General features: G+C 67.8%; 15 protein-coding genes. 4 read left to right on the plus strand and 11 right to left on the minus strand.

The window, feature by feature from the left end:
* Positions 1-1,914: a chorismate-binding protein gene (locus tag AP428_RS01065; RefSeq protein WP_054927384.1), complete on the plus strand. Its 1,914-nt coding sequence runs from the start codon at positions 1-3 to the stop codon at positions 1,912-1,914.
* Between the two features lie 122 nt (positions 1,915-2,036).
* On the opposite strand, the gene panB is transcribed toward AP428_RS01065, so the two are convergent.
* From panB to hda, 6 genes are read right to left on the minus strand one after another with little or no spacing between them, the layout of a single operon-like run.
* Entirely contained in the window at positions 2,037-2,852 is an 816-nt protein-coding gene (panB, locus tag AP428_RS01070; protein WP_006476834.1) for a 3-methyl-2-oxobutanoate hydroxymethyltransferase, read from the minus strand.
* A 43-nt stretch (positions 2,853-2,895) separates the two neighbouring features.
* Positions 2,896-3,582 (minus strand): deoxynucleoside kinase, encoded by a 687-nt coding sequence (locus AP428_RS01075; protein ID WP_054927385.1) that lies wholly within the window; start codon positions 3,580-3,582, stop codon positions 2,896-2,898.
* Positions 3,579-4,121 carry a 2-amino-4-hydroxy-6-hydroxymethyldihydropteridine diphosphokinase gene (gene folK, locus AP428_RS01080; RefSeq protein WP_006476832.1) on the minus strand — a complete coding sequence of 181 codons (543 nt, stop codon included), beginning with the start codon at positions 4,119-4,121 and terminating at the stop codon, positions 3,579-3,581. Before folK ends, AP428_RS01075 begins: the two co-directional genes overlap by 4 nt.
* 35 nt (positions 4,122-4,156) lie before the next feature.
* Positions 4,157-5,713, minus strand: coding sequence for a polynucleotide adenylyltransferase PcnB (gene pcnB, locus AP428_RS01085; RefSeq protein WP_012327944.1), 1,557 nt, complete (start codon positions 5,711-5,713; stop codon positions 4,157-4,159).
* 5 nt (positions 5,714-5,718) lie between these two features.
* Entirely contained in the window at positions 5,719-6,396 is a 678-nt protein-coding gene (locus tag AP428_RS01090) for an HAD family phosphatase (protein ID WP_006476830.1), read from the minus strand.
* Positions 6,397-6,407: 11 nt separating this feature from the next.
* A complete protein-coding gene (hda, locus tag AP428_RS01095; RefSeq protein WP_012327945.1) occupies positions 6,408-7,142 on the minus strand; it encodes a DnaA regulatory inactivator Hda in 735 nt (244 codons plus the stop codon).
* A 253-nt stretch (positions 7,143-7,395) separates the two neighbouring features.
* On the opposite strand from hda, the gene purM reads away from it, so the two are divergent.
* Positions 7,396-8,451, plus strand: coding sequence for a phosphoribosylformylglycinamidine cyclo-ligase (gene purM / locus AP428_RS01100; RefSeq protein WP_054927386.1), 1,056 nt, complete (start codon positions 7,396-7,398; stop codon positions 8,449-8,451).
* A 99-nt stretch (positions 8,452-8,550) separates the two neighbouring features.
* Here purM and tet read toward each other — a convergent pair whose 3' ends face one another.
* Positions 8,551-9,744, minus strand: a complete 1,194-nt coding sequence (gene tet, locus AP428_RS01105; RefSeq protein ID WP_374105007.1) for a Tet(A)/Tet(B)/Tet(C) family tetracycline efflux MFS transporter — start codon at positions 9,742-9,744, stop codon at positions 8,551-8,553.
* A gap of 62 nt (positions 9,745-9,806) precedes the next feature.
* Between tet and tetR the strand changes: the two genes are divergently transcribed.
* Complete coding sequence (gene tetR, locus AP428_RS01110) at positions 9,807-10,439, plus strand: tetracycline resistance transcriptional repressor TetR (RefSeq protein ID WP_054927388.1); 633 nt, start codon at positions 9,807-9,809, stop codon at positions 10,437-10,439.
* A gap of 4 nt (positions 10,440-10,443) precedes the next feature.
* On the opposite strand, the gene miaA is transcribed toward tetR, so the two are convergent.
* Complete coding sequence (miaA, locus tag AP428_RS01115) at positions 10,444-11,418, minus strand: tRNA (adenosine(37)-N6)-dimethylallyltransferase MiaA (RefSeq protein ID WP_054927389.1); 975 nt, start codon at positions 11,416-11,418, stop codon at positions 10,444-10,446.
* Positions 11,415-13,418 carry a DNA mismatch repair endonuclease MutL gene (mutL, locus tag AP428_RS01120; protein WP_054927390.1) on the minus strand — a complete coding sequence of 668 codons (2,004 nt, stop codon included), beginning with the start codon at positions 13,416-13,418 and terminating at the stop codon, positions 11,415-11,417. The genes miaA and mutL overlap by 4 nt, the downstream gene beginning before the upstream one ends.
* 183 nt (positions 13,419-13,601) lie before the next feature.
* Here mutL and AP428_RS01125 point away from each other — a divergent pair, with 183 nt between their 5' ends.
* Complete coding sequence (locus AP428_RS01125) at positions 13,602-14,285, plus strand: DedA family protein (RefSeq protein WP_054927391.1); 684 nt, start codon at positions 13,602-13,604, stop codon at positions 14,283-14,285.
* 44 nt (positions 14,286-14,329) lie between these two features.
* On the opposite strand, the gene AP428_RS01130 is transcribed toward AP428_RS01125, so the two are convergent.
* On the minus strand, positions 14,330-15,142 hold the full coding sequence (locus tag AP428_RS01130) for a mechanosensitive ion channel family protein (RefSeq protein ID WP_054927392.1): 813 nt from the start codon (positions 15,140-15,142) through the stop codon (positions 14,330-14,332).
* Positions 15,143-15,341: 199 nt separating this feature from the next.
* Positions 15,342-16,766 (minus strand): mannose-1-phosphate guanylyltransferase/mannose-6-phosphate isomerase, encoded by a 1,425-nt coding sequence (locus AP428_RS01135; RefSeq protein WP_012327950.1) that lies wholly within the window; start codon positions 16,764-16,766, stop codon positions 15,342-15,344.
* Positions 16,767-16,836: the final 70 nt, after the last annotated feature.

Raw genomic sequence — 16,836 nt, forward strand, 5'->3', positions numbered from 1 at the left:
ATGACAGAAGGCAACGAGAGCGCGTCGTTCGCGCTCTTGGACGATTGCGACTCGACCGCGTCCGCGCGGTCGAGTCGTTTGTATTCGGGCTTCGTGCGCGAACGCGTGTGCACGGACCCGGCGCAGCTCGACGCCATCGATGCGGCGCTCGCGCAGGATCTGCGCGACGGGCTGCATGCGGTCGTCGTCGGCGATTACGCATTCGGACGCAACCTGCAACGGGCGCAGCCGGGCCATGCCCCGCTGCGCTTTTTGCTGTATGCGCGCTGCGAGCGGCTGTCGCGCGACGAAGTCGACGCGTGGCTCGCGCAGCAGGACGGCGGCGGCACGCCGTCGATCGCGGGTGTCGCGCATGTCGCGAAGAGCGTGTCGCGCGATGCGTTCGACGCGGCGATCGGCGCGGTGCACGACGCGCTGCGCGCGGGCGATTCGTATCAGGTCAACTACACGTACCGGCTGAATTTCGACGTGTTCGGCACGCCGCTCGCGCTGTACCGGCGGCTGCGCGAGCGGCAGCCGGTGCGGTACGGTGCGCTGATCGCGCAGCCCGGCGGCGCGTGGGTCGTATCGTGCTCGCCCGAGCTGTTCGTCGAGAAGCAGGGCGACGTGCTGCGCGCGCGGCCGATGAAGGGCACCGCGCCGCGTTCGGCCGACCCGGGTGAAGACGCGGCGGCCGCTGCGTTCCTCGCGAGCGATCCGAAGAATCGCGCGGAGAACGTGATGATCGTCGACCTGCTGCGCAACGACGTGTCGCGGATCGCGCGCACGGGCACCGTCAAGGTGCCGGCGCTGTTCTCCGTCGAGCCGTATGCGTCGGTGTGGCAGATGACGTCGACGGTCGAAGCCGGCTGGCGCGACGGCACGACGTTCGCGCAGATGCTGCGCGCGCTGTTTCCGTGCGGATCGATCACCGGTGCGCCGAAGTACAAGACGATGGAATTGATCGACGCGATCGAGTCGACGCCGCGCGGGCTCTATACGGGTGCGATCGGCTGGCTCGATGCGCCGAAGGACGAGGCCGGGCAGGCAGGCGCTGCAGCGTCCGGCGGCGTGGCCGGTTGCGGTGATTTCTGCCTGTCGGTCGCGATCCGGACGCTGACGCTCGATGCGGTCGACGTCGACAGCAACGACACGGACGGCACGGGCACCGCCACCGTCGGCCGGCGGCGCGGCACGATGGGCGTCGGAGCGGGCATCGTGCTCGACAGCGTCGCGGCCGACGAATATGCGGAGTGCGAATTGAAAGCGCGATTCCTGACGGACGCCGACCCCGGCTTCCAGTTGTTCGAAACGACGGCCGCCACGCGGGCGGACGGCATCCGCCATCTCAGTCGTCATCTCGCGCGGCTGCAGCGCAGCGCCGATGTATTCGGCTTTCGCTTCGACGCCGACGCATTGCGTCGCGAGATCGATGCACGCTGCGCGGCGCTCGACGGCGACGGCGCGTACCGGATGAAGCTCACGCTGGCGAAAGACGGCACGATCGAGATCGTCGCGGCGCCGCTCAAGCCGCTGCCGGCGGGGCCGGTCGGTGTGCTGCTTGCGTCGGCGCACGGCTTCGCGCCGACCCGCGCGAGCGATGCACTGCTGCTGCACAAGACCACGCGCCGGGCCGAATACGACCGCGCGTGGCAGGCGGCGGAGGCGCTCGGCGGGTTCGACATGCTGTTCGTCAACGAGCGCGGCGAGGTGACGGAAGGCGGCCGCTCGAACTTGTTCGTGAAGCTCGACGGCCAGTGGGTGACGCCGCCGCTGGCGTCCGGCGTGCTGCCGGGCGTGATGCGCGGGGTGCTGCTCGACGATCGCGCATTCGGAGCGGTGGAGCGCGTCGTGACGCGCGACGATCTCGCACGCGCGCAGGGGCTGTTGCTGACCAATGCACTGCGCGGTGCGCTCGACGCGGTGCTGAAGTGACGAGGTGACGGAGCGGGCGCCGTATGCTTGCTCCGGTGCCTCGTTCATCCACGCGGCGCACAAACGAAAAAGCGCGGCGCCCTGCAAAGGGCGCCGCGCTTTTTTACATCCGGTCTTCCACGTCAGAACGAGTGTTCGGGGCCGGGGAACGACCGATCCTTCACCGCGCTCACGTAGGCTTCGACGGCCGCCTGGATGTTCGGCTGCCCCTGCATGAAATCCTTCACGAAACGCGGCCGCTTGCCGGGGAACACGCCGAGCATGTCGTGCAGCACGAGCACCTGCCCCGAGCAGTCGACGCCGGCGCCGATGCCGATCGTCGGGATCTTCAGCATGTGCGTGACCTCGGCCGCGACGAGCGTCGGCACGGCTTCGAGCACGACGAGCTGCGCGCCGGCATCCTCGATCGCGCGCGCATCGCGCAGCAGTTGCGCGGCGCCGGCTTCGGTCTTGCCCTGAACCTTGAAGCCGCCGAACGCATGCACCGACTGCGGCGTGAGGCCGAGGTGCGCACAGACGGGCACCGAGCGTTCGACGAGGAAACGGATCGTGTCGGCGAGCCATTCGCCGCCTTCGAGCTTGACCATCTGCGCGCCCGCGCGCATCAGCTTGACCGCGTTCGCGAACGCGTCGACCGGCGTGCCGTACGTGCCGAACGGCAGATCGGCGACGACGAGCGCGCGCGGCTGCGCCCGTGCGACACAGGCGGTGTGGTACGCGATGTCGTCGATCGACACGGGCAGCGTGGTCGTGTGGCCCTGCAGCACGTTGCCGAGCGAATCGCCGATCAGCAGCACGTCGGTGCCGGCGCGATCGAGCAGCGCGGAAAAGCTCGCGTCGTAGCAGGTGAGCATCGCGATCTTCTCGCCGGCGTCGCGCATTGCCTGCAGTTTGGGTACCGTCACGGCAGGCCGGCTCGATTCCTGGAGATAGGTCATGGGAAATCCGGGTCGATGGGGGTAGAACGACAGGCGGGACGCGTCAGCGCGTCGTCTCGCCCTTGACGAAGAATTCCTTGCGGCCGCGCATCGTCTCGATGCGCTCGACCAGCAGGGCGAGATCGTCGGGGGAATCCAGCGGGTTCAGGTGTTCGGCTGCGACCGTCAGCACCGGCGTGCGGTCATAGTGGTAGAAGAATTCGTTGTACGCGTCGACGAGCGAGCGCAGGTACGCGTCGCTGATCTGCAGTTCCATCGGCAGCCCGCGCTTCTGGATGCGCGAGAACAGCACTTCGGGGCTGGCCTGCAGATAGACGACGAGATCGGGCGACGGCGCCTGCGGCACGTCGACGTGCGTGGCGATCGAGCGATACAGCTGCCACTCGTCTTCCGGCAGGTTCAGCCTTGCGAAGATGTCGTTCTTCTGCGGCATGAAATCGGCGATGACGGGGCGGCCGGTGTCGAGCGCGCCGATCAGCTCGCGCGCCTGCTGCGCGCGCTGCAGCGCGAACGACAGCTGGACCGGCAGCGCGTAGCGCGCGGTGTCGCGGTAGAAGCGTTCGAGGAATGGATTGTCCTGCGGGCGCTCGAGCAGCGTCTGCATCGACCAGCGCTCGCCGAGCAGGCGCGCGAGCGACGTCTTGCCGACGCCGATTGGCCCTTCGATCACGAGATAGCGGTGCGGGGCGCGCAGGTCGGGCGCGGTGACGGTCAGCGGAGTCGAGTTCATCGGCAGCGGGTCTTGTCGGCGTCTTCGCCGGCAGCGAGCGCCTTCTGCATCAGGCACTGGCAGGTTTGCACCTTTTCGACGCGCTGATCCGCGACGGCGGCGAGAAAGGCGTCGGCACGGCCGCGCGCGGGGATGTCGAGCGCCGGCTCGATCTCGACGAGCGGCACGAGCGCGAATGCGCGGTCGGTGAGGCGCGGGTGCGGGACGATCAGGTCGGGTTCGTCGATCGAATCGGCGCCGAACAGCAGGATGTCGAGGTCGAGCGTGCGCGGTGCATTGCGATACGGGCGCTCGCGGCCGAAGTGATGTTCGATCTTCTGGCAGAGCGCGAGCAGCTCGCGGGCCGACAGCGTCGTGTCGAGCTTGACGACGCAGTTGTAGTAGTCGTCGCCGCCCGCTTCGAAAGGCGCCGTGCGATACAGGCTCGACTTGCCGAGGATCGAGATGGTGCGCTGCTGCGCGAGGCACACCACCGCGTCCTTCAGGGTCTGGCGCGCATCGCCGAGATTCGCCCCCAGTCCGATATATGCAACCGTCATGGCATCACTTCCTACGTCGTTCGCCGGCGCGCGCGTCAGTCGTCGGAACCGCTCGCGGTACCGCCTGCGGTGTCCGGCGCCTGCTCGGCGGCACCTTCACCCTGCTGGCGGTTTCGCGCACCGCCGCGGCGGCGCCGCTTGCGGGGCGATTTTTCCTTCGAGCCGCCCTGCGTGAGCAATGCCTCGCGAGCGGCCGCGTCGCCTTCGATGAAATCCGTCCACCACTGTCCGACTTCCGCATCGAGCTCGCCGGATTCGCAGCGTAACAGGAGGAAATCATACCCCGCTCTAAACCTTTGGTGTTCCAGCAGCCGCATCGCGCTGCGGCCCGAGCGCTTCTCGAGGCGCAGCTGCAGGCCCCAGATCTCGCGCATGTCGGCCGAATAACGCTTGTGGATCGCGAGTTTCTCGGTCTGCATGTCGAGCACGTCGTCCATCGCGCGATGGAGCGCCGGCACCGGGATTTCGCCCGCGGCCGTGTATTGCTCGAAGCGCTGGCGCATGTCGTGCCACAGCAGCGTCGCGAACAGGAAGCCCGGCGACACCGGCTTGCCGGCGCGCACGCGCGCGTCGGTGTTGTTCAGTGCGAGCGTGATGAACTTCTCGCCCTGCGGCTGTTCGAGCACGACGTCGAGCAGCGGCAGCAGCCCGTGATGCAGGCCTTCCTTGCGCAGCCGCTGCAGGCACGCGAGCGCGTGGCCCGACAGTAGCAGCTTCAGCATTTCGTCGAACAGGCGTGCGGCGGGCACGTTGTTGATCAGGTCGGCGAGCGCGTGGATCGGCTCGCGCGTATGCGGCTCGATCTCGAAGCCGAGCTTCGCCGCGAAGCGCACGACGCGCAGCATCCGCACCGGATCCTCGCGAAAGCGCGTGGCCGGATCGCCGATCATCCGCAACAGGCGGGCGCGTACGTCGGCCATCCCGTCGTGGTAGTCGAGCACCGTCTGCGTCGACGGGTCGTAGTACATCGCGTTGATCGTGAAGTCGCGGCGCGCGGCGTCCTCGTGCTGCTCGCCCCACACGTTGTCGCGCAGCACGCGGCCGCTGGCGTCGACCGCATGCGTGCGGCGATCGAGTTCGTCGCGCTTCAGGCGCCGCGGCGGCTCGGCCGTGGCCGCGGCCGCCTCGGGCGGCGCGTCGACCAGCGCGCGGAACGTCGACACTTCGATCAGGTCCTGGCCGAACTGCACGTGGACGATCTGGAAGCGGCGGCCGATCAGGCGCGCGCGGCGGAACAGGCGCTGCACCTCGGTCGGCGTCGCGTCGGTCGCGACGTCGAAATCCTTCGGCGCGATGCCGAGCAGCAGGTCGCGCACGGCGCCGCCGACGATGAACGCGCGGAAACCCGCCTGCTGCAGCGTGTCGGTCACGCGCACCGCGTTCTTCGAGATCAGCGCCGGGTTGATGCCGTGCACGCTGGCCGGCACGACGGTCGGCTCATGGTTGCTGCGCGGTTTCTTCGCGCCGCCGCCGCGGGCGCCCTTCGGGGCGCGCGGGGCAGCAGGGGCCGCTTCGTCGGCCGGGGCCGCTGCGGGATGCGTTTGCTCGGTTTCGTCCTGGCCGAGGAGCTTGCGAATGAATTTTTTGATCACGACGTTCAGAAGAGATCGAGGATACGCCAGCCGCGGTTGCTTGCATGCGCGCGCAGCGTGTCGTCAGGGTTGGTCGCGATCGGGTCGGTGACTTTCTCGAGCAGCGGGATGTCGTTGTGCGAGTCGCTGTAGAAATAGCTGTGTTCGAAGTCGTCCCAATGCTTGCCGAGCGACGCGAGCCACGCTTCGGTGCGCACGATCTTGCCTTCGCGATAGCTCGGCGTGCCGGTCGGCCGGCCCGTGTACGGCGAATCGGGGTGCCCGTCGGTCGTTTCGACCTCGCACGCGATCAGCGTGTCGACGCCGAACGCGGTCGCGATCGGGCGCGTGATGAATTCGTTGGTCGCCGTCACGACGCAGCACAGGTCGCCCGCATCGAGGTGCTTGCGTACCAGTTCGAGCGCGGCGGGCGTCATCGCCGGCCGGATCACCTCGTGCATGTACTGCTCGTGCCATTCGGCCAGCTGCGCGCGCGAATACTTCGCGAGCGGCGTGAGCATCGCGCACAGGTACGCGTGGATGTCGAGCTGGCCGGCCTTGTAGTCGGCGAAGAACTGGTCGTTCTGACGCGAGAAGCTTTCCGCGTCGACGATGCCGAGCTTCACCATGAAGCGACCCCATTCGTGGTCGCTATCGGTCGGGATCAGCGTGTGATCGAGGTCAAAGAGTGCCAGATTAGTCATGGAAGCGCATTTTACTCGAAGCGGTTCGGGCCCGTGCCCGGTGGTGTGATGTCGTCGCCGGGACGCGCGAGCATCCGGCGCAGCAGCGGCAGCGTGACCGCTCGCTTTTGCTCGAGCGAGAAGCGGTCGAGCGCGTCGAGCAGCGCCATCAGGCTCGGCATGTCGCGGCGGAAATGGGTCAGCAGGTACGCGGCGATGTCGTCGGTGAGCGCGATCCCGCGCTCCTTCGCCGCGAGCTTGAGCACGGCGATCTTGCCGGCGTCGGACGGCGGTGACAGGTGGAACACGAGCCCCCAGCCGAGGCGCGTGCGCAGATCCTCGCGCACGTCGAGCGCGAGCGGCGCCGCCGGGCCCGCCGCGACGAACGCGCTCGACGGGTGCGCGCGCACTTCGTTGAACAGGTTGAACAGCGCGACCTGCTGCGTGTCGCTCATCCGGTCGCAGTCGTCGATCGCATAGATGCCGATGCGCGGGTCGAACGTGAACGCGCCGAGCGGGCTCTGCGGCGTCAGGTAGCGCGCATAGCCGTACGACGCGTCGCTCACGAGCGCCTGCAGCAGGTGGGTGCGGCCGCTGCCCGGCTCGCCCCAGATGTAGAACGACCGGTCCGGCACGGGGCCGGCCGCGAGCGCGAGATCGAGCTTCTGCAGGCGCGTGACGAGCTCGTCGTTCTCGTCGCTCATGATGAAGTTGTCGAACGTGGCGGGCGGCGGCGTGCCGAGATCGAGCGTCAGTTGACGGGACACAGCAGTCACAATGCGGATCGGTTGAAAAAACGCGTGCCGTACGCCGGGCACGCGCGGGGGAAGGCGCCTCGGCTGGCTTCACGCGCGACCGTACGCACGGCGGCGCGGCGCGGGTTTCGGCGCGCTTCGCCCGGCGATGAAAACGGGGACGTGTTGACCAAGATGCAATCCCTGACGATTCGGTGCTGGGAATTCCGGCCAACGGGCCGGCTTCGGGTAAAATCGCATTTTACCGACCTTCTCGCATTCCCCCATGAATCCTCCGAAATCCGCTCCCGACGCTCAGGGTCTGTCCTATCGCGACGCAGGTGTCGACATCGACGCAGGCGACGCGCTCATCGACAAGATCAAGCCTTTTGCGAAGAAAACCCTGCGCGACGGCGTGCTCGGCGGCATCGGCGGGTTCGGCGCGCTGTTCGAAGTGCCGAAGAAGTACAAGGAGCCCGTGCTCGTGTCGGGCACCGACGGCGTCGGCACCAAGCTCAAGCTCGCGTTTCATCTGAACAAACACGACACCGTCGGCCAGGATCTGGTCGCGATGAGCGTCAACGACATCCTCGTGCAGGGCGCCGAGCCGCTGTTTTTCCTCGACTACTTCGCGTGCGGCAAGCTCGACGTCGACACGGCCGCAACGGTCGTCAAGGGCATCGCGCAGGGCTGCGAACTGTCGGGCTGCGCGCTGATCGGCGGTGAAACGGCCGAAATGCCGGGCATGTACCCGGACGGCGAATACGATCTGGCCGGCTTCGCGGTCGGCGCGGTCGAGAAGAGCAAGATCATCGACGGCAGCACGATCGCCGAAGGCGACGTGGTGCTGGGCCTCGCGTCGAGCGGCATCCACTCGAACGGCTTCTCGCTCGTGCGCAAGATCATCGAGCGCGCGAACCCGGATCTGTCCGCCGATTTCCATGGCCGCTCGCTGGCCGACGCGCTGATGGCGCCGACGCGCATCTACGTGAAGCCGCTGCTCGCGCTGATGCAGAAGCTGTCGGTGAAGGGCATGGCGCACATTACGGGCGGCGGCCTCGTCGAGAACATCCCGCGCGTGCTGCGCGAAGGCCTCACTGCCGAGCTCGACCAGAAAGCATGGCCGCTGCCGCCGCTGTTCAAGTGGCTGCAGGAGCACGGCGGCGTCGCCGACGCGGAAATGCACCGCGTGTTCAACTGCGGGATCGGCATGGCCGTGATCGTGTCGGCGGTCGATGCCGACGCAGCGATCGCCGACCTGACCGCTGCAGGCGAACAGGTGTGGAAGATCGGCACCGTGCGTGCGACCCGCGAAGGCGAGGCGCAGACGGTCGTGGTCTGACGCAGGGCAAGCAGATGCAGCAGGAAAAGCCGCCCGGAGCGATCCGGGCGGTTTTTTTTCGGACGGTCGCGGGCTCAGCGCGACGGCGCACGCCGACGCTTATGCGGACGCTCGCGGCGCGTTCGCCGGGCGCGCGCCGGCCAGCAACGGCGGCACGAGCAGGTACAGCAGCGCGGCCGCGGCCCACACGAGCCCCGGCCAGGTCGCACGCGTCGCCGCGTAGGTCGCGGTGACGACCAGCGGCCCCGCGACGCCGATCAGGCTCGCCACGCTCGCCAGCGTGCCTTGCAGTTCGCCCTGGCGCGCATCGTCGACCTGCCGCGCGAGCATCGCCTGCAATGCCGGCAGCGTCATGCCGCCGGCCGCGAACAGCGGCAGCAGCGCGAAGGGCACCCAGGCGGCGGTCGCGAACGCGATGATCGCCAGCCCGAGCGCATCGCCCGCGAGGCCCAGCGCGAGCGCGCGCCGCTCGCCGAGCCGCGCGATCAGCGGCCCGATCGCGAACGCCTGCGCGAGCGCGTGGCATGCGCCGTAACCGGCGAGCGACAACCCCGCGACCGGTGTCGACCAGCCGAAATGTTCCTGGCCGTAGAGAATCCACAGCGTCGCGGGCGCCTGCGACACGAGCGCCACGATCACGTAGATGCCGACCAGCGGCGCGAGCGCGGGCGCGCCGCTCAGCCGGCGCAGGCTCGCGAACGGGTTGAGCGCGCCGACTGCCTGGCCTTCGCGGGCCGAACGCGGCCGCGATTCCGGCAGCACGCGCCACACGAGCAGGAGATTCAGCGCGTTGAGCAACGCGGCCGCGACGAACGGCGCACGCAGATGCAGCACGCCGAGCAGCCCGCCGATCAACGGGCCGGCGATGAAGCCGATGCCCATCATCGCGCCGAGCTGGCCGAAGCGCCGTGCGCGGTCGGGCTCGGCCGTCACGTCGGTCACGTACGCAGTCGCGACCGCGACGTTCGCGCCGGTGATACCCGCGATCAGCCGGCCGACGTAAAGCCACGCGAGCGTCGGCGCGAGCGCCATCAGCAGATAGTCGAGCGCGGCGCCGGCGAGCGACGCGAGCAGTACGGGACGGCGGCCGAAACGGTCGCTCAGCGCGCCGAGCAGCGGCGCACACAGGAACTGCGCGAACGCGTACAGCGCGAGCAGGATGCCGTAATGGGTGTCGGTGTTGCCCGCGGCGGCGAGCGAGCGCAGCAGCCCGGGCAGGATCGGCATCACTATCCCGACGCCGATCGCGTCGAGCAGGACCGTGGCCAGGATGGCAATCAGGGACGGGTTCAAGAGCATCACTCTATCAATGATAGAGTGCACAGTATTCCACAGTTTCCCTATCGGTGATAGAGATGAAGGACACAGGCGCGCGACTGACGCGCGACACGGTATTGCGCGCGGCGCTCGAATTGCTGGATGAGGTGGGGATCGACGGGCTGTCCACGCGGCGGCTCGCCGAGCGGCTCGGCGTGCAGTCGCCGACGCTGTACTGGCATTTCAGGAACAAGGCCGAGCTGCTCGACGCGATGGCCGAGGCGATCATGCTGGAGCGCCACGGTGAGTCGCTGCCCCGACTGGGCGACGTGTGGGATGTGTGGCTCGCCGAGAACGCGCGCAGTTTTCGCCGCGCGCTGCTCGCCTATCGCGACGGCGCGCGCCTGCACGCCGGCACGCGACCGCGCGCGCTGCATTTCAGTTCGATCGAACGCAAGGTCGCGCTGCTCGGTGAAGCGGGTTTCAAGCCGGACGAGGCGGTCGACGTGATGGTCGCGATCGGGCGCTTCGTGGTCGGATGGGTGCTGGAAGAGCAGGCGCGGCCGGACGGCGACACCGATGCGCTGCTGCCGGATGCAGCCGAATACCCGTTGTTCGCGCAAGGCTGGGCCGCGCTGCGCGAGCGCAGCGGCGACGAAGCGTTCGAGCGCGGTATCGCATGGATCGTCGACGGCGCGCGCGCGCGCCTGGCGGCGCGTCGGGCCGGTTGAGCGGCTAGTCCGGCGTGCGGCCGTCGAGCACGCGTTCGAGCGCGTCGAGCGCGCGGGCCGTCGAATCCGGCGCGATGCAGTCGATGACGATCCGCTCCGGCATCGCGCGCAGCCACGTGATCTGGCGCTTGCACAGCTGGCGTGTCGCGAAGATGCCCTTGTCGCGCATCGTCCGGTAGTCGGTGTCGCCTTCGAGGAATTCCCATGCCTGTCGGTAGCCGACGCAGCGCATCGACGGCAGGTCGGGATGGAGATCGTCGCGGCGGCGCAGCCGTTCGACTTCGTCGATGAAGCCCGCGTCGAGCATCGCGTCGAAGCGCTGCGCGATCCGCGCGTGCAGTACCGCGCGGTCCGACGGCTCGAGCGCGACCGGCACGAAGCGGTACGCGGCGGCTGCATCATCGGTGCGGCGCGGTGCGGCGAGCAGCGCCGACATCGGCTGTCCGCTCAGCATGAAGATTTCCAGTGCACGCTGGATTCGCTGCGAATCGTTCGGCGCGAGCCGCGCGGCCGTGTCGGGATCGACCTGCGCGAGCCGCGCGTGCAGCGCGGGCCAGCCGTCGCGCGCGGCGTCGGCGTCGAGTGCCGCGCGGACTTCCGGGTCGGCGCCCGGCAAGTCGTTGAGCCCTTGCGTCAGCGCCTTGTAGTACAGCATCGTGCCGCCCGCGAGCAGCGGCGTGCGGCCGCGCGCGACGATCTCGCCGATCAGCCGGAGCGTGTCGGCGCGGAATTCCGCGGCCGAATACGCGTCGGCCGGGTCGATGATGTCGATCAGGTGATGCGGCACGCTCGCACGCTCGTCGCGCGACGGTTTCGCGGTGCCGATATCCATGTCGCGGTAGACGAGCGCCGAATCGACGCTGACGATCTCGATCGGGCGGCGCGCGGCGAGCGCCAGCGCCGCCGCGGTCTTGCCGGAAGCGGTGGGGCCGAGCAGGCAGGCGATCGTCGTCGGGCGGGACTGCGAGGAAGCGCTCATTGCCCGCGCATGAAGAGACGGTCCAGATCGTTCAGCGTGAGCTGATACCAGGTCGGCCGGCCGTGATTGCACTGGTCCGCGCGCTCGGTCGCCTCCATCTGGCGCAGCAGCGCGTTCATCTCGTCGAGCGTCAGGCGCCGGTTCGCGCGCACCGCGTGATGGCACGCGAGCGTGCCGAGCAGTTCGTGCTGGCGCTCGGTGAGCACGCGCGAGCCGCCGAACGCATGCAGGTCGGCGAGCACCGCGCGCGCGAGCGACTGCAGGTCGGCGTCCTTCAGCAGCGCCGGCACCGCGCGGATCGCGAGCGTCGTCGGCGACAGCACCGCGAGGTCGAAGCCGAGCGATTCGAGCGTGTCGCGCTCTTCCTCGACCGTGCCGATCTCGACCGGCGTGGCCGTCATCGAGATCGGCAGCAGCAGCGACTGCACGGCGACCGTGCGGTCGGCGAGCGCGTTCTTGAACTGCTCGTACAGGATTCGTTCGTGGGCCGCGTGCATGTCGACGATCACGAGCCCGTACGCATTCTGCGCGAGCACGTAGATGCCGTGGATCTGGCCGAGCGCGAAGCCGAGCGGTTGCTCGTCGTGCGCGCCAGCGGCGAGCGGCGCCGCGGCGAAGCCCGGCAGCGGCGCGACCGGGGCGTCGGTGGAATCGGCCGCATCGCGCGCGATGAGCGTCGTGCCGTCCGGCGTGCCCGCGCCGCTGTCCTTGCGGCCGAACAGCGCGTCGTAGAGCGCGAGCGGCTGCGCGACGGGCAGCGTGCCCTGCGTCATCCGCGCCTGGCGCATCCACGTGTTGCCCGCCGACGATGAAGACGATGGCGACGAGAAGCCGCTGCCGCCCGTGCCGCCGGTCGTGTGGCTTGTGCCCTGACCGAGCGGCGTGTCGAGGAACGACGCCGGCCCGCGCGACGCGGGCTCGAGATGTGCGGCATGGCCGCCCGCGGTGGTTTCCGGCGACGCGCCCGCGTGGCGCGCGAGCGCGCGCTGGACCGCATGGAACACGTACTGGTGGATCGAGCGCGAATCGCGGAACCGTACTTCGATCTTCGACGGATGCACGTTCACGTCGACGGCTTCGGGCGGCAGGTCGAGGAACAGCACGTACGACGGGTAGCGGTCGCCGTGCAGCACGTCCTCGTAGGCCGCGCGCACAGCGTGCGTCAGTAGCTTGTCGCGCACGAAGCGCCCGTTCACGAAGAAATACTGCTGGTCGGCGCGCCCGCGGCTCGCGGTCGGCAGGCCGGCGCAGCCGTAGACGGCGAGCGGGCCGGCCTGCTCGTCGAGCGGCAGGTGCGCGGTCGCGAAGCTCTCGCCGAGGATCTTCGCGACGCGCTGCGCGGGCTCGGTCGCGTTCCAGTGCTCGACGGCCTTGCCGTTGTGCAGCACCGAGATCGCGACGTCCGGCCGCGCGAGCGCCGCACGACGGATCATTTCCAGGCAGTGGCCGAATTCGGTCTGCTCGCTCTTCAGGAACTTGCGCCGCGCGGGCGTGTTGAAGTACAGCTCGCGCACCTCGATCGTCGTGCCGATCGAGCCGGCGGCGGGCGACAGCACGCCCGTCTGCGCGTCGATCTTCATCGCATGCGCGGCATCGGCCGTCCGGCTCGTGATCGACATTTCGGCCACCGACGCGATCGACGCGAGCGCTTCACCGCGAAACCCCAGCGTCGCGACTGCCTCGAGCTCCTCGAGCGAGCGGATCTTGCTGGTCGCGTGGCGCATCAGCGCGAGCGCCAGTTCGTCGGGCGGAATCCCGCAGCCGTCATCGGTGATCGAGATGCGCTTGACGCCGCCTTCTTCCAGCACGATGCGCAGCGTCGTCGCGCCGGCGTCCATCGCGTTCTCGAGCAGCTCCTTGACGACCGACGCCGGGCGTTCGACGACCTCGCCGGCGGCGATCTGGCTGATCAGCTGGTCGGGCAGGGGCTGGATCGCGCGCAGCGGGCGCGCGGCGGGGGCGGGCGCGGCGCCCGCGGCCGTTTCGGTGATATCGGACATGGCCGAATTATAGCGAGGCGGCGAACGCGTGCCGGCGCGGCCGGCCGTTACGTTTTTTCACGGAGCCTTAAGGTAGTTTCGGTATCATCACCCCGTTGCACGCGCCGCCTTGGCTGGCGGCCGCCTCGGCCATGTCTGGCCTGTCCCGGCCGTTCCGGCCCCATCGCCTTCGAGGAATCGCATTTGGATACGCTGCTTCATTTCGTCAACCTTGTCCTGCATATCGACGCTTTCCTCGGCGATTTCATCCGGCAGTACGGCGCGTGGGTCTATCTCGTCCTGTTCCTGATCGTGTTCTGCGAGACGGGGCTCGTCGTGTTCCCGTTCCTGCCCGGCGATTCGCTGCTGTTCATCGGCGGCGCGTTCGCGGCCACGGGCGAAATGAACGTCGGCCTGCTGATCGTGCTGCTGCTCGTCGCGGCGATTTCCGGCAACACCGTGAACTACCTGATCGGCCGCTGGGTCGGCCCGAAGGTGTTCAATACGCATATCCCGGTGCTCGAGCGGTTCCTCGATCGCGCCGCATTGCAGAAGACCCACTCGTTCTACGACAAGCACGGCGGCAAGACGATCGTGCTCGCGCGCTTCATCCCGGTCGTGCGCACGTTCGCGCCGTTCGTCGCGGGGGCTTCGTCGATGAGCGTCGCGCGCTTCCAGTTGTTCAACGTGATCGGCGCGCTGGTGTGGGTGCTGCTGCTCGTGCTGCTCGGCTATTTCTTCGGCAACATTCCGTTCATTCGCCAGTACCTGAATGTCATCGTGCTGGTCGGGATCGGCGCGGCGATCGTGCCGGTCGCGCTGGGTGCGGTGTGGAAGCTCGTGCGGGGGCGGGGGTCGGACGGGGCGCCGAAGGCGGGCGGGCGCTGAGCGGGGGCTTTTTTTTCGTCCATGCGGCTCGGCCGCCGCGTCCGTTACGCGTTGCGTTGCGAGACCGGGGTTTCCGGCGTCGGATAGCCGGCTTCGCGGAACGTATCGAGGATCACGCGATTGGTGTCGCAGTACACCTGCCAGTAGTTCTCCGGCTGAGTCGACGGGCGCACGAACAGCAGCGGGCCTTCCGGCGTGAACTGCAGCACGCCGACGTCCGGTGCCGGCACCTTCAGCACGTTCGGCACCAGCTGGATCTGCATCTTCAGGCGGTTGATCGCATCGGCCGCGTCGACGCTGTGCGCGATCTTCGCGGTCAGGTCGACGCGACGATGCGGCGTCGCGCTGTAGTTCGCGATGTTGTCCGAGAAGATCTTGTTGTTGCCGACGATCGTCACGATGTTGTCGGCGGTGATGATCGTCGTGCCGAATAGGCCGAGCTCCTTCACCGTGCCCGTGACGCCGCCCGCGCTGATCACGTCGCCGATCTTGAACGGGCGCAGCACCTGCATGAACACGCCGGCGGCGAAATGCGCGAGCAGGCCGCCCCAGGCCGTGCCGATCGCGAGGCCGAGGCCGGCGAGCAACGCGGCGAACGAGGTGGTCTGCACGCCGAAGATCTGCAGGATCGCGAGGATCAGCAGGATCGTCAGCAGCACGCCGACGACGGAAGTCAGGTAGTCGGTGAGCGTCGGGTCGACCTTGCCGCTGCGGCGAACGACCTTGCCGAGCAGGCGGGTTCCGATGCGGATCGCCCAGCGGCCGACGAACCACAGCGCGATGGCCGCGAGGAGGTTGAGGCCGAAGTCGAGGCCGCGGGTCATCAGGAATTGCTGGGCGGTGGCGAGATCGATCATGCGTTCTCCGAAGTCAAGGGTAAAGGGGCGGCGCATGCACCGGAATGGGAGGCGCTTTTATAACCTGACCTGGGACGGGCGGGCAACCGGGCTGACATTGGTTGACGTAATGAAAAACGGGCAGGACGCCTGTGCGTGCTGCCCGTCTGGCGCATCGGATTGACGCCGGTTGCGGCGCGCGACCCCGAAGTTGCGGTGTTTACTTCGCTGCGCGTCCGTAGGTGTCCTCGAAGCGGACGATGTCGTCCTCGCCGAGATACGCGCCCGACTGGACCTCGATCAGTTCGAGCGGGATCTTGCCGGGGTTCGTCAAACGGTGGGTCGCGCCGAGCGGGATGTAGGTCGACTGGTTCTCGGTCAGCATGATCTCCTTGTCGCCGTTCGTGACCATCGCCGTGCCCTTCACGACGATCCAGTGTTCGGCGCGATGGTGGTGCATCTGCAGGCTCAGCTGTGCGCCCGGGTTCACGATGATGCGCTTGACCTGGAAGCGATCGCCCTGGTCGATGCCTTCGTACGAGCCCCATGGGCGCACGACGCGGCGGTGCGTGACCGATTCGTGGCGGCCGGACGCGTTCAGCCATTCGACGATTTTCTTGACGTCCTGGGCTTTGTCGCGATGCGCGACGAGCACGGCGTCGGCGGTTTCCACGATCACGATGTTGTCGAGGCCGAGGGCGGCGACCATCCGGTGTTCGGCGCGGATGTACGAGTTCTTTACCGAGTCGGTGAAGATGTCGCCGATCAGCGCGTTGCCTTGTTCGTCAGCTTCTGCAATGTCAGCAAGCGCGCTCCACGATCCGATGTCGTTCCAGCCGAGGTCCGCCGCCGCGACGACTGCGGCGCGCTCGGTCTTCTCCATCACCGCGTAGTCGATCGAGACGTTCGGGCAGGCGGCGAACACGTCTGCGTCGAGGCGGACGAAGTCGTTGTCGCGCTTGGCGGATTCGAACGCGAGTTCTGCATGGCGGGCGATTTCCGGTGCATGGCGATGCAGCTCTTCCATGTACGTGGACGCCTTCAGCATGAACATGCCGCTGTTCCAGTAGTAGTTGCCGTCGCTGAGGAAGCGTTCGGCCGTCGGTGCGTCGGGTTTTTCGACGAACGCATCGACCTGAAAAGCCGAAATGCCGTCGGCCACGGGCAATCCGCGACGGATATAGCCATAACCGGTATGTGGTTCGGCCGGTTTGATGCCGAAGGTGACGAGATGCCCCTGCTTGGCAATCGATGCTGCTTCTGCGGTTGTTGCTACAAAGGCAGCTTCGTTTTGGATGACATGATCGGACGGCAGCACTAGAAGCAGTGCATCAGGATTGCTCTGTTGTGCCAATAGAGCGGCGATTGCTATCGCCGGTGCTGTGTTACGAGCGATCGGCTCAAGCACGATCGAAGATGGCACGACGCCGATCTGTCGAAGTTGTTCCGCGACCAAGAAGCGTTGCTCATTGTTCGTGACGACGATCGGGTTAATAGCGTCCGGTATATTGCGCAGGCGTAGCGCTGTTTGCTGCACGAGCGTACTGTCACCCGTGAGTTTCAGGTACTGTTTGGGATAGCCGCCGCGTGACATCGGCCAGAGCCGAGTGCCGCTACCACCGCATAGGATGACCGGATAAATCATAGGATGCCTCGAGTTGAATTACCTCTGATATCAGTTTTCGACCGACATAGAGGAAAGGGTGAAATGCGAT

It is taken from the genome of Burkholderia sp. E168m22 (genome assembly GCF_001319805.1).
GTDB classification, from domain to species: domain Bacteria; phylum Pseudomonadota; class Gammaproteobacteria; order Burkholderiales; family Burkholderiaceae; genus Burkholderia; species Burkholderia orbicola.